General features: G+C 41.5%; 14 protein-coding genes and 4 tRNA genes. 1 reads left to right on the top strand and 17 read right to left on the bottom strand.

Annotated features, from left to right (window positions below):
* Positions 1-104 precede the first annotated feature (104 nt).
* The 15 genes from tuf to MgSA37_RS17680 all read right to left on the bottom strand — a co-directional run bounded on the left by tuf (position 105) and on the right by MgSA37_RS17680 (position 8,775).
* Positions 105-1,292 (bottom strand): elongation factor Tu, encoded by a 1,188-nt coding sequence (gene tuf, locus MgSA37_RS17610; RefSeq protein WP_096353764.1) that lies wholly within the window; start codon positions 1,290-1,292, stop codon positions 105-107.
* Positions 1,293-1,366: 74 nt separating this feature from the next.
* Positions 1,367-1,438: transfer RNA gene (locus tag MgSA37_RS17615), tRNA-Thr, on the bottom strand.
* A gap of 95 nt (positions 1,439-1,533) precedes the next feature.
* A tRNA-Gly gene (locus MgSA37_RS17620) sits at positions 1,534-1,606 on the bottom strand.
* An 82-nt stretch (positions 1,607-1,688) separates the two neighbouring features.
* Positions 1,689-1,769, bottom strand: a tRNA-Tyr gene (locus MgSA37_RS17625).
* Positions 1,770-1,838: 69 nt separating this feature from the next.
* A tRNA-Thr gene (locus tag MgSA37_RS17630) sits at positions 1,839-1,911 on the bottom strand.
* A gap of 245 nt (positions 1,912-2,156) precedes the next feature.
* Positions 2,157-2,504, bottom strand: a complete 348-nt coding sequence (hpf, locus tag MgSA37_RS17635; RefSeq protein ID WP_096353765.1) for a ribosome hibernation-promoting factor, HPF/YfiA family — start codon at positions 2,502-2,504, stop codon at positions 2,157-2,159.
* A gap of 12 nt (positions 2,505-2,516) precedes the next feature.
* Entirely contained in the window at positions 2,517-3,467 is a 951-nt protein-coding gene (locus tag MgSA37_RS17640) for a tyrosine-type recombinase/integrase (protein ID WP_311732887.1), read from the bottom strand.
* A 58-nt stretch (positions 3,468-3,525) separates the two neighbouring features.
* Positions 3,526-3,720, bottom strand: a complete 195-nt coding sequence (rpsU, locus tag MgSA37_RS17645; RefSeq protein WP_096353768.1) for a 30S ribosomal protein S21 — start codon at positions 3,718-3,720, stop codon at positions 3,526-3,528.
* A gap of 92 nt (positions 3,721-3,812) precedes the next feature.
* Positions 3,813-4,358, bottom strand: a complete 546-nt coding sequence (locus MgSA37_RS17650; RefSeq protein WP_096353770.1) for a hypothetical protein — start codon at positions 4,356-4,358, stop codon at positions 3,813-3,815.
* A gap of 131 nt (positions 4,359-4,489) precedes the next feature.
* A complete protein-coding gene (locus MgSA37_RS17655; protein WP_096353772.1) occupies positions 4,490-4,789 on the bottom strand; it encodes a type II toxin-antitoxin system RelE/ParE family toxin in 300 nt (99 codons plus the stop codon).
* A complete protein-coding gene (locus MgSA37_RS17660; RefSeq protein WP_096353773.1) occupies positions 4,779-5,111 on the bottom strand; it encodes a hypothetical protein in 333 nt (110 codons plus the stop codon). Before MgSA37_RS17660 ends, MgSA37_RS17655 begins: the two co-directional genes overlap by 11 nt.
* Before the next feature lie 256 nt (positions 5,112-5,367).
* The gene (locus tag MgSA37_RS17665) at positions 5,368-6,540 is read right to left on the bottom strand and encodes an acyl-CoA dehydrogenase (RefSeq protein WP_096353775.1); all 1,173 of its coding nucleotides are present in this window, start codon (positions 6,538-6,540) and stop codon (positions 5,368-5,370) included.
* 217 nt (positions 6,541-6,757) lie between these two features.
* Complete coding sequence (locus MgSA37_RS17670) at positions 6,758-7,375, bottom strand: transposase (protein WP_096353776.1); 618 nt, start codon at positions 7,373-7,375, stop codon at positions 6,758-6,760.
* Between the two features lie 6 nt (positions 7,376-7,381).
* Positions 7,382-7,909, bottom strand: a complete 528-nt coding sequence (locus MgSA37_RS17675; RefSeq protein WP_096353778.1) for an adenine phosphoribosyltransferase — start codon at positions 7,907-7,909, stop codon at positions 7,382-7,384.
* Complete coding sequence (locus MgSA37_RS17680) at positions 7,906-8,775, bottom strand: helix-hairpin-helix domain-containing protein (RefSeq protein WP_157750618.1); 870 nt, start codon at positions 8,773-8,775, stop codon at positions 7,906-7,908. The genes MgSA37_RS17675 and MgSA37_RS17680 overlap by 4 nt, the downstream gene beginning before the upstream one ends.
* 78 nt (positions 8,776-8,853) lie before the next feature.
* Between MgSA37_RS17680 and MgSA37_RS17685 the strand changes: the two genes are divergently transcribed.
* Positions 8,854-10,608, top strand: coding sequence for a lysophospholipid acyltransferase family protein (locus tag MgSA37_RS17685; protein WP_096353781.1), 1,755 nt, complete (start codon positions 8,854-8,856; stop codon positions 10,606-10,608).
* A gap of 121 nt (positions 10,609-10,729) precedes the next feature.
* Here MgSA37_RS17685 and MgSA37_RS17690 read toward each other — a convergent pair whose 3' ends face one another.
* Together MgSA37_RS17690 and MgSA37_RS17695 are read right to left on the bottom strand one after the other, a co-directional pair.
* On the bottom strand, positions 10,730-11,233 hold the full coding sequence (locus tag MgSA37_RS17690; RefSeq protein ID WP_096353782.1) for a hypothetical protein: 504 nt from the start codon (positions 11,231-11,233) through the stop codon (positions 10,730-10,732).
* Positions 11,234-11,762: 529 nt separating this feature from the next.
* A complete protein-coding gene (locus tag MgSA37_RS17695) occupies positions 11,763-12,293 on the bottom strand; it encodes an Mpo1 family 2-hydroxy fatty acid dioxygenase (RefSeq protein WP_096353784.1) in 531 nt (176 codons plus the stop codon).
* Positions 12,294-12,380 lie beyond the last annotated feature (87 nt).

The raw sequence follows: 12,380 nt of genomic DNA on the forward strand, positions 1-12,380 counted from the left end.
TGCTTTTCTAATATCAACAAAGTACTTAGCCGTTTCTGGCTAAGTACTTTGCCTAATTAACCTTACCCTTTACTCCTCCGCTAGCTGGCGGAGGCAGGGGGGCCTTATTTCAATATTTCAGTTACCTGGCCGGCACCTACTGTTCTGCCACCTTCACGGATAGCGAAACGTAAGCCTTTTTCCATTGCGATAGCGTTGATCAGCTTTACAGTGATGGTAACGTTATCACCTGGCATAACCATTTCTACACCTTCAGCTAAGGTAATTTCACCTGTAACGTCTGTTGTACGGAAATAGAATTGCGGACGGTATTTGTTGAAGAAAGGCGTGTGACGGCCACCTTCAGCTTTTGATAATACGTAAACTTCTGCTTTGAAATCAGTGTGCGGAGTTACTGAACCTGGTTTGCAAATAACCATACCACGACGGATATCTGTTTTTTCAATACCACGTAACAATAAACCTACGTTATCACCTGCTTCACCCCTGTCAAGGATCTTGCGGAACATTTCCACACCTGTAACAGTTGATTTTAAGTTTTCAGCACCCATACCCAGGATATCAACCTGCTCACCAGAGTTGATGATACCACGCTCGATACGGCCGGTAGCAACAGTACCACGACCAGTGATCGAGAATACGTCTTCAACAGGCATAAGGAAAGGAAGTTCAGTTAAACGTGGCGGGATAGGGATGTAAGTATCTACCGCGTTCATCAGTTCCATAATTTTTTCAACCCAGCTAGGCTCGCCGTTAAGACCACCTAATGCTGAACCCTGGATAACAGGGATATCGTCACCTGGATAATCATAGAATGATAATAATTCACGGATCTCCATTTCAACAAGTTCTAATAATTCCGGATCATCAACCATGTCAACCTTGTTCATAAATACAACAAGTGCAGGTACACCTACCTGGCGTGCTAACAGGATGTGTTCGCGGGTTTGTGGCATCGGACCATCAGTAGCAGCAACTACTATGATAGCACCGTCCATTTGCGCAGCACCTGTAACCATGTTTTTCACATAGTCGGCGTGTCCCGGGCAATCAACGTGCGCATAGTGACGATTTGCAGTTGAGTACTCAACGTGTGCTGTATTGATAGTAATACCACGCTCTTTTTCTTCAGGAGCTGAGTCGATTGAATCGAATGAACGGGCTTCTGATAAACCTTTGTCAGCCAATACTTTTGTAATAGCTGCGGTCAGGGTTGTTTTCCCGTGGTCAACGTGACCGATTGTACCGATATTTAAATGCGGCTTACTGCGGTCAAACTTTTCTTTTGCCATGATCTATTTTTATTATTTGTAGGTTAATTTAAACTTAAAATTGTATTCTTTTTAATGCTGTTATAATAACATTGAGCCAACAATGGGATTTGAACCCATGACCTCTTCCTTACCAAGGAAGTGCTCTACCCCTGAGCTACGTCGGCTATTTTTGCTCATTGGTCCTTTGGTTAATTTGTTCTTTGGTTTAGTTCGCCGATACTAATGAACCATTGAACTCATGAACTAATAAACCACCAAGAGCGGAAGACGAGGTTCGAACTCGCGACCTATAGCTTGGAAGGCTATCGCTCTACCAACTGAGCTACTTCCGCTTTTTAATTAGTGAATTAGTGAGTTGTTGAATTAGTGAATTAAAAAACTCACTAATTCACTCCTTCACTAATTCAACCTTTGTGGGGGGAGAAGGATTCGAACCTTCGTAGCCGAAGCAGCAGATTTACAGTCTGCCCCATTTGACCGCTCTGGTATCCCCCCATTTGTTGATTTAAGATTTTTGATTTACGATTTACGAATGTTTTGCAATCGTAATTCTTAAATTAACAGAGCCTCCTATCGGGATCGAACCAATGACCTACTGATTACAAGTCAGTCGCTCTACCAGCTGAGCTAAGGAGGCTTAATTTATTACCCTTTTTACTTCCGTTGATCATATCAATGATCTTTCGCGAAGTGCCGGCTAATTAATCAGGCTGTATTTTATTTTAAAGAACCACCCGTTTAATAAAGAGGAAGACCGTTGTATACCTCTCCGAAAGGGATTGCAAATTTACACATTTTTAGTGCTGAACAAAATTTAATTTTAAAAAAAAATCGGCGGGCTAAAAACCCGCCGATTTTGCTAAAATTTCGCTGTTTAATTACTTAAAATTCTTCTGTTTCCGCAACCAGGGCAGCCTTTTTGGCCGCGGCGGCAACATCATTTTTCTTTTGTTTATACTTATCAACCTGCTTGCGCAGGCTTTCAATTGCCAGGTCGGTAGCTTCTTCAAACGTTTTACATTGCTCCTTTGCGAATAGCTGGCTGCCCGGCAGTGACAGTTTAATCTCCGTTATTTTATTGGCTTCATCTTCCACATTCTCAAGCTTTAAATAAACTTCTCCGTTAATGATCTGATCATAGAAGGTATCAAGCTTATCTGCTTTCTTCTGGATAAAATCCAACAATTTTTTGTCTGCATTAAAACGAATAGATTGCACTGTAATTTTCATGATTCCTCCTTTTTATGCCTTTGGATGGGCTTGTTTGTAAATAGATTTTAACCTCTCAACTGAATTATGCGTATATATTTGGGTGGCACTGAGGTTAGCGTGGCCCAAAAGTTCTTTAATGGCGTTCAGATCGGCGCCACGGTTTAATAAGCTTGTTGCAAAGGTATGCCGCAGTACATGCGGGCTCCTTTTATTTTGGGTAGATATGTAGGAAAGGTATTTCTGCACAATTAAATAGATCAACTTGGCGTAAGCATTGGCTCCTTTATCTGTAACGATTAAGGTTAAGGAATTGTTACCAAAAAAATCCTGCTTTTTCTTTAACTCCTGGTATTCAGCAATTAATAATTTCAGTTCGTTATTCACCGGGATAATACGTTCCTTATTCCGCTTACCCAAAACCTTTATAGTGCCTTCGTACTCATTAATATCACTATCCTTTACGCCCATCAGCTCCGAAAGGCGCATACCCGTACCGAAAAGCATTTCAATAACCAGTTTGTCGCGCAGGCCCTTAAAATCGGTACCAAAAACCTCATTATCGTCAAGCATCTGGGTAAGTTTTACATCTTCCACAATTACCGGCAGGTTTTTTGGGATCTTGGGGGTATTTATTTTTGAAGCCGGATTAATTTCGATAACGCCTTCCTGCAGTAAAAATTTAAAGTATTTGCGCAGGGTGGCAATTTTACGATTGATAGACCGGGCAATGATATGCTGGTTCATCAATTCAACCATCCAGTTGCGGATATGATAATGCGTAATTTGCGAAGGATGGGTAATAACAGGCGGAGGAGGCGGGGATAGTTTTTGCGGATTATTTAAGAAGCCGGTAAACTGGTCAAGGTCTGACTGGTAAGCAGATACAGTGTGTGGAGAGTACCTTTTTTCGAACTGAATATACCGGATAAAACGCTCTGTAAACATAAAAACTACTTGTACATCCGAATGATGAATGTACAAATAGTTTTGATATATTGATTAGAAAATCTGATAATTTTTTTAAAAAAATTTAAAAAAATTAAACAGTTGGTTCTAAGTTCATATTTTGTTTGTAGATGGCGTGTTTCACCACGTGGCGACGGGTTACAGACTTCTTTTCGAAGGCCTGGCGGCTGCGAAGTTCTCTTAAAACTCCGGTTTTTTCAAATTTCTTTTTGAAGCGTTTCAATGCTTTGTCTAATGATTCGCCGTCTTTTACGTTGATAATGATCATAATTCCCGATATACCTCCTTTCAGGGACGGCAAATGTAGGGAAAGTTTTTGGAATTGCAAAGGGGGATTTGAATTAGTTGATTAGGTGGATCTCAATTAACGGTGACAGCATTTGACCAAATTAGGTGAGTTGTTTTAACCAATGGCAGAACATAACTCATATTTAAATTTGGAAATTCAAATCCTAATCGTTGTAAGCTTAATCCAATTCGTACTTGTTGGCCGCGATAATAGCTTTTGCAGGTTATGATTGGAATAATTTTCGTTGTCGATTGATGTGGTGGCAATATAAGTACTTCCGGGCAATTTTTAAAAACATTCCACGGGTCAGCGGCAAATGCAAAGTTTTTATTGTCCAGTGAATACAAATCCCACCAGGAGGCAGACATGGCTATATATTTTAAGGTATCATTTGAATTATTTGTTAATGTTAAGGGGCAGTGTGTGATCAAACATTTTTCATGGTTAAAGACAGTATCTTTCAATAAGGGCATGTGAACCCCAGATATATTTAACTCATAATTTAGTTTACCGGCTTTAGCAGCGCTTGTAAAGTAATATAAAAGGCACGCAAATGCGATACCACTATACGCTACGAATACTGTCGCCGAAACCAGTAAGAATTTGAAATATTTCAATTTATGATCAAAAGCTGAGATGATAACAATCCAACGTAGTAATACGCTAAATATTTTGACGACCACTACGTCAACACTTCCCTACTAATCACAATCCTCTGAATCTCTGATGTCTATAAGCAATAGCGCTGTTACTTTCTCCTATACTTACGTTTAGGGTGCCTGCTTGTATGGAAAACATGAAGCACGTTTATGACATCCTCTTTTTCCAAAAATTCATAGATAATAAGAAACGGAAATCTTTTAACAACAAACTCTCTGTAGCCTTTTTTCCTGGGATATGCTAAAGGATTTAGAGCGATTGAATTGAACGAGTTGTAAACAGCCTCAATGAAATCTTTACCCAAGCCGACGACACATTTTTCGTACCAATAAGCCGATTCATCAATTTCTTCTATCGCATCAGGAAACAGCTCAATTTTATAGTTCATTCCTTTTGAGCCTGGAGAGCAAATATGCTTTTGATTCCTCTAATGAAACCCCTTTAACCTTTCCGCTTCTTAAATCAGCAGAACGCCTGTCGAGTTCGGCCATCATATCCTCATCGTTCCACCATTCATACCGTTCGGTATTTTCAGCAGCTTCCTTCGCCAAAAAATCCCGTTGTGCTTTGGTAAAGCCATCCTCATCAACTTCCTGCAATTCTTTTAAAATCGCATTTATCTTAGCCTCATATACCTGTCTTAAATCCGGGGAAGTATTTCTCCATGCCCTCGCCGTTGCGCCATCAACTTCTAATACAATACGTTCCATAATTCATGATTACGTTATAAACAAAAATACAGAAATTAAATGCTATTATCAAGTGAAAATCATGTAGCGACAAACTCGCGAAGTTTTAAAAACCTCGCAAGTTTTATTTCATTTTACCGCAACACTTCCCGTGAAATCACAATCTTCTGTATCTCCGAAGTACTGCTTTTGCCTCACCTAAATTCTCTCCAAAGGAGAGGACTTAAGAAACTATGCTCTTACAAACAACATTCCAACTTTTCAACCTTTCAACAAATCAACGCAACACTTCCCGCGAGATCACAATCTTCTGAATCTCCGAAGTCCCCTCGCCTATTGTACACAGTTTGGCATCGCGGTAATATTTTTCAACCGGGAAATCTTTGGTATAACCATAGCCGCCGAATATCTGTACCGCTTCGGTTGCCGTGCGCACGGCAACTTCTGATGCATAGTATTTGGCCATGGCCGATTGTTTGGTTACCGGCAGGTGTTTATTCTTCAGGTCGGCCGCCTGCATGATCAGCAATTCAGCGGCTTCAATTTCGGTGGCCATATCCGCCAGCTTAAACGCTATTCCCTGGAAATTACTGATCGGCTGCCCGAATTGCCGCCGTTCCTTTGAATAAGCTACGGCTGCTTCAAATGCGCCTTTAGCGATCCCCAATGACAGCGCAGCGATAGAGATCCGCCCGCCATCCAATACTTTCATGGCCTGTTTAAAGCCTTCACCCTCATTACCCAACCTGTTTGCTACAGGCACATGGCAATTGTCAAATATCAGTTCCGTGGTTTCTGAAGCGCGCATGCCCAGCTTGTTTTCTTTTTTTCCGTGGGTAAACCCGGGCGTTCCTTTTTCAATTACCAGCGTGGTAATGCCGTTTGAATCATTCTTTTCCCCGGTACGCACCATCACCACGGCAACGTTGCCTGATTTGCCATGGGTGATCCAGTTTTTGGAGCCATTTACAATATAATGGTCGCCGTCCAAAACGGCAGTGGTATTCATCCCCATCGCATCCGAGCCGGTGTTGGCTTCAGTCAGCCCCCAGGCCCCCAGCCATTCGCAGGTCGCCAGTTTAGGCAGCCAGCGTTGTTTTTGTTCTTCGTTACCAAATGCCAGGATGTGACCGGTACATAAGGAATTATGTGCCGCTACAGAAAGCCCTATCGACCCGCATACCTTTGCAATCTCGCTGATCACCGTTACATATTCAAAATAACCAAAGCCCGAACCGCCATATTGTTCAGGAACGAATATGCCCATCATACCCAGCTCGCCCAGTTTTTTAAACAGTTCTATAGGAAAATACTGGGCCTCGTCCCATTCCATCACATGCGGCCTGATGTGTTTTTCGGCGAAATCTTTAGCCGTTTGGCCTATCATTTTCTGATGATCGCTGATAGAAAAGTCGTATCCGGCAGGCAGGTCTGTAAGCAAAGAATCCATAGGTTTTATATTGATTTATAGCAAAGTAACGCAATATTTTGTGTTTTGGTTTCAAATAAAACGCTGCCGAAAAATGACGAAATTGGTATACGGTATGAATTATGGGTTTAGCTGGGATAGGGATATTATTAACAAAGAAAATTTAACTTATAAATCTCGTAGAGACGTGATGCATCACGTCTCCAGCCAACCAACCCATGATTGGCTTAAATCTCAGCTATTTGTAGAATTTATCCTTTTGCCAATTATTGGGATTATAAAGGATATAATCGGCAATTTTCAAATATTCCTCATTCGAGGTGATTATATGATCATAAAACCTGGCTTGCCAGGCAAATGGAATGTTATTCTTCCTGGCATATGTGGTAACCGCTGCCTTAAAACCGCCTATTATCGATGCAAGGTTTTTCGATTGATTTCCAAATTTATTTTTAGGACTATCATCAACAATTCCATTCGTAGAGACGTGATGCATCACGTCTCCCGCCATGTATTTTGGATAATCATTGTTATATTTATTTTCACCGATAAATATGATCCCATGAAAATGGTTGGGCATGACAACATATTCGGCTAATTCCAAATTCATGTCGGGTCTTAATTCAATTGTTTTCAACCATTCTGATTCAACTTTTTTACCCAGATCGTTTAATTGCATTTTGTTTTCGGGCATATCGGCGAGAGACGCGGAGCACCGCGTCTCTACAATGTCTCCAAAAAAACATTCCCTGTCTTTTGTGCAAATGGTAATAAAATACAAACTGTTATCAGCATAATTCCAGGTTTGCAGTCGTGCAGATGAAATCCGGTATTTATTTTTGAAGAGATCAGACATTTCAATTCAATACTCTGCCAGCACCACCACCCTATCACAAACCGGCGAGATCCTTTCCTTCCCATTTAAGAAACCTAAGCCCACAACAAATGAAAATCCGGCCACTACGCCACCCATTTCCTGGATCAGTTCGCTGGCTGCAAGGGCGGTGCCACCGGTGGCCAGCAGGTCGTCGTGGATCAGGACATGCTGCCCGGGTTCAAAAGCATCGGTGTGCAATTCGATGGTTGCGGTGCCATACTCCAGTTTATAAGCTTTTTGTTTGATGGTAAAAGGCAGTTTGCCGGCTTTACGTACCGGCACAAAAGGAACACCCAACCTGGTGGCCAGGGTAAGACCAAATAAAAAGCCGCGGCTTTCAATCCCCGCTACCGCATCTATCCGGATTCCTTTTAGTTTTTCAACAAAGGCATCGACAATATTGACACATAATTGCGGATCCTTTAATATGGGGGTTATATCCTTAAAAACAATTCCCGGCTTCGGAAAATCAGGTATATCGCGGATAGCGGTTTTAATTTGCTGTTCTATCATTTAAAAGCTAAATAAGGTTCAATTTTACGTAAAATTCCTTCATCAAGCAGCACAATATTTCTCAAATCAGCAATGGAGTTATAACTACCATGTTGTGCGCGGTATTGAATAATAGCGTTCAACTGCTTGTAATTCAGATACGGGAAGATCCGCAACTGATCAAACGAAATGGTGTTAATGTTTATCTTTTTCACTTTATCAGCATTTACCGAAACCTGGTTCTTTATATCTGCAAATTCCAAAGAATCGATCCCGTAGATTTCTTTCAGCTGTTCTTTATTAACAAAACCACCTAAACGGTTTCGGTAGCGGATAATCCGGACGGCAAAGGACGGGCCTATGCCTTCCAACGCCGTCAGCTTTGCGGAATCGGCGCCGTTAAGTTCAATTACCTCGCCGGGTTTGGCTTTTTTATAGCCTTTGTTCCCTTCGGGGATATTGATATACGGTTCAAGCCTTTTATAATCATCAGCAGTAACAGCGTAAATCTTCTTAACATCCTCCTTTACATAAAAGTGGCCGCCTTTAGCCCGGTAGTGCAATATCACATTAGCCTGTCGCCCGCTTAAACCCAATTGCTTCCATTGCGGCACGGTTAAAACATTTGGATCAAATGGAAACATAACCGGGTTCGTAATTTTGACATCAGTACCTGGGTCGCCGTCACCAATTGTTCCATTTTTTTCAACGCTGCTTAGCTGTGCCGCCGCTTTGTCAAAATCTTTGAAATTTATTGTATTATCTTTGCGGAACAGGCGATAGCCGTAAGGCGCAGCTAATACCCCTGCAATCAGTATAACAAGTACTACCAAACCGTTCCATTCTTTTTTGGTTATGGAGAGGTGTTGTTTTATGCGGCTTTTCATCAAAGGTTTGTCAGGGTTTAAATTAAACAATTTTTAAGGAAATTATTAATACCCGTTAAAGGGTTTATTTTTGCATCCATGAAAGTAATCACCACCGAAGAGTTTGCCAAAGCCACCAAACTGGATAAGCTGAAAATGCCCGGCCTGGCAGCTTTGCTGATGGAGCTGATGAAAATTAACCAGGTTAACGATTTGTTTGCCCAGGCACAACCTAAACAGGGCCCTGATTTTGTTGACGCTATTCTGGAGGGCTGCGGTATTGATATCGAATTTGACGAAAAAGAACTGCGGAACATCCCTAAAACGGGCAGTTTTATTGCCATAGCCAACCACCCGTATGGTGGCATCGAGGGCATGGTATTGTTAAAAATATTGTGCATGGTAAGGCCCGATGCAAAGCTGATGGCCAACTTTCTGCTAAAAAAAATCCCCAACCTTGCCGATTATTTTATCGCGGTAAACCCCTTTGAAAATATTGATCATTCTTCCTCCATAAGTGGCTTAAAAACCACACTTGAATTATTGGCCAACGGAACACCGATTGGCATTTTCCCGGCTGGCGAAGTATCCACCTTTAAGGTGGATAAAAAGCAGGTTACCGACCGCATGTGGCACCCGGTGGTGGGCAAGATCATCGCGAAAGCTAAAGTACCCGTGGTACCTATTTATTTCCATGGCAATAATGGCCTGCTGTTTAATTTACTTAGTTTAATACATCCCGCATTGCGGACAGCCAAACTACCGTCCGAACTTTTTAACAAACACGGGCATACCATTAAACTGCGGATAGGCAAACCTATTAGTATGGAAGACGTCTCCGGATTTAATAACAGCACAAAACTACTAAATTATTTAAGGGCCCGTACTTATGCACTGGGTACCGGGCTCGAAGAGGAAAAAAAGATATTTCATCCCCGTAATATTTTCAAAATAAAAAAGCAACCGGTAGAAATAGCGCCAGAGATCAGCAGCGAGATCCTTGAAAAAGAAATAGCTCCTTTACGGGATGAATACCGCATTTGGGTAGAGAAGAATTACGAAGTTTTTATCGTGCCCACCTCCACTATCCCGAATGTGATCCGCGAAATAGGCCGGCTGCGGGAGCTGACTTTCAGGGATATTGGCGAAGGCACCAACAAGGCGAGTGACCTGGATGAATATGATATTTACTATCACCACCTGTTTATATGGGATGTGGAAGCAAAAATGATTGTAGGCGCCTATCGCCTTGGTTTGGGCGACGAAATATTTTACAGCATCGGCAAAAAGGGATTCTACGTTTCGGAACTGTTTAAAATCAAATCGCAGTTTACGCCCGTACTAAAAAAGAGCATTGAACTCGGGCGCTCGTGGATCCGAAAGGAATACCAGCAAAAACCCCTTCCGCTGTTTTTACTGTGGAAAGGGATCCTGAAATACCTGATTGACAACCCCCGCTACCGTTACCTGATTGGCCCGGTAAGCATCAGCAACTCTTTTTCGAATTTCTCCAAATCGCTGATTGTCGACTATATCAACCGCCACCATTTTGATCATGAAATGGCGCAGTTTGTGAGGCCGAGGAAAAAATTTAAGGTTGATATGGAAAGCATCGATACCGACCTTTTGATGGAAGGTGAAGATACTTTTAAGGGACTTGATGCATTGATCTCCGAAGTGGAAACCCGCAACATCAAAGTACCCGTGCTGTTGCGCCAATATATTGCCCTGAACGCTAAGATCATCTGTTTTAATATCGACCCTAAATTTGCCGACTGCCTCGATGGCTTTTTAGTACTCGACCTTGAAAAAGTACCGCAGGATATTCTGGAGAAATTGGGGAAGAATTTGTGAGTAGTTGATTGGGTGAGTAGTTGATTTAGTTATATATGGTTATGAGCTCACTCAACCAACTTTATCAACTTAATCCAACTCAATCTAACTTAATCAACCCAATTTAACTCAATCAACTCCCCTATGGCAATTGCTGCTGAACAAAATATTGATTGACAATTATGGTATCAAGCGGGGCGTTACTGGCTGTTCCGATAATTACGGATGCGTTTATCAGCCAATGTGTAGCATCCGTTCTCTTCCCTTTAATTTCGCCGCCTATCGGCTTAACATTAGCCAATACATCACAACATGCACAGGAAAACACATAGCCCGATACCTGGCCGGCTGCTATCTGGTTTGAAGTGATGTCGAAATCGTTGTTGCTAAGGGCCGTTTTAAAATAAATTTCGGTAGCAGCATCACATATCGTATTATTTACGCTTTTATACCAAAACACCCTGGAGTTGCCGGAGACAGGCTTGCTCCAATCCTTAAAATCAGCATTGTTATAGTAATTATAAGTACAGGTTGAATTTGTCGGACAAGTTGTTAATGTACCGTTAAGCGTTACCTGGGGGTTACTGCCTTTTTTGCAGCTGAATAAGATAAAACTGAGGATTAATACGGTTGATAAAGTCTTCATAGGGTTATTTGTTGAATTTATAAACAATACGGCATCGAAAACCTTTCCGCGACAAATCGGAAATTTATTATTTAACGTGAGTTCGAGATAAGAAAAACCTTTGCTCCGCCTCGTCGCGGACTACCGCTTTGTAGCACTATGTTCAAACGTTATTTTTGCCGCGTCAGCGGTTACCCAATTCGCGAAGGGTAGCCACTGACGTGGCAATTATCCCTGGTATTTGGTTTCTACAAAGCGGTAGCCCCCATGGGGCATTTTGAAATTGTGTGCTAAATTTCCTATATCGAACTCACGTTATTTAAACTATTTTCTAGGAATAAGAGGCTATCTCAAAAGTCTCTATATGTGAAAGGTAACCAAATTATATATTGAACAGATGGACCTTTGTGACCACAGTGTCCTTTCTTAGTGCCCGTTGTGGTAAAAAACAAACCACTAAGGCCACAAAGAATACACTAAGAACACTAAATCCAAATTTTATTTCGTTTGCTTTTCAGTTTATAGACTTTTGATACAGCCTCCTTAAAGATTAATACCTGATCGAATACTTTTTCAGGATAAAATGCAATAGCCATATAGGCCCTATGAGGAGGAACCGCAGGTCATCAAAAAATGATGGTTTTTTTCCTTCTATTTTATGGCCGATGAACTGCCCGATCCATGCGACAACGAAAATGATCAAACAAACAAGCCATAGGGCAGGGCCTCCTGCCTTTTGGATGTCTTCTATTTTTATTACTCCGTAACTAAAAGCAAATAAAATAAGCAGCATGAAGTACGACAGCACCGGCGATAACCTGTAGTAATAATAACAGCTAAAAGCAAGCAAAAAAGAAGCCCAGTTGATAAACCCATTGTACTGTCCCAGAAATTTAAGGTAAGGAAACGGGATGGCCCATACCAGGCCAAACAAACTGAACACGATCAAAGGGACACAGATCCAATGGATGAGTTTATTGGTTGGGTTTTGATGGCTTTCGGCGTATTTGTCAAAATAAACGTCCACGGGCCGCTTTTCAACAGCATTTGCAGAGGTTTTTTTATTTGATGTAGTATTCAATTCTTATTAAAAAATTTGTCATTTCGAAGAGAGAAATCCTTTACACCCTGCACGCACCAGCGGGCATGGCGTAAAAGATTTCTCCTC

The organism is Mucilaginibacter gotjawali (assembly GCF_002355435.1).
Classification (GTDB): Bacteria; Bacteroidota; Bacteroidia; order Sphingobacteriales; family Sphingobacteriaceae; genus Mucilaginibacter; species Mucilaginibacter gotjawali.